1 protein-coding gene is annotated in these 475 nt (G+C 66.5%); it reads right to left on the bottom strand.

What is annotated here, in order from left to right:
- On the bottom strand, positions 1–475 hold a 475-nt coding region (locus FEF65_RS13265), incomplete at both ends, for an ATP-binding cassette domain-containing protein (protein WP_138240297.1).

Genomic DNA, 475 nt, shown 5'->3' with positions numbered 1-475 from the left:
ACGTTCCCCGGCGGACAGACCTTCGGCGTCGTCGTCGATACGCTTATCCAACGGGATTGTCGCGGCTCCGCAGCGATCCAGGGCGTCGCGCAACATGGCCTCGGGCGCATCCGAGCACCCTAAACGGATGTTCTCGGCCACCGTACCGGCCATCATCGCTGGCACCTGGGGCACGTAGGCCAGCTGACGTCGCCACGACTGCCATACCGATTCGTCGGCTCCGATGAGCTCGCGATCGCCGACGAGGATAGACCCGGAATCGGGGTCGATGAATCCGAGCAGACACGACAGGGCGGTCGTCTTGCCACCACCGGAGTGCCCGACGAGGGCGACGACACTCCCGGGCTCGATGCGCAGGGACAACCCGTCAGGGGCGGCACGATCCGCCCCTTCATACGTGTGCGTCAACCCGCTGATGACCACCGGGACCTCGCGAGGTGAGGCGATTTCGACGTCGCTCCTGGGTGCCGTCGGC

The sequence above is a fragment of the Mariprofundus erugo genome, from assembly GCF_005818865.1.
Classification (GTDB): Bacteria; Pseudomonadota; Zetaproteobacteria; order Mariprofundales; family Mariprofundaceae; genus Mariprofundus; species Mariprofundus erugo.
The sequence above is the reverse complement of the archived record's forward strand: the minus strand, read 5'-3'. Positions and strand labels throughout refer to the sequence as shown.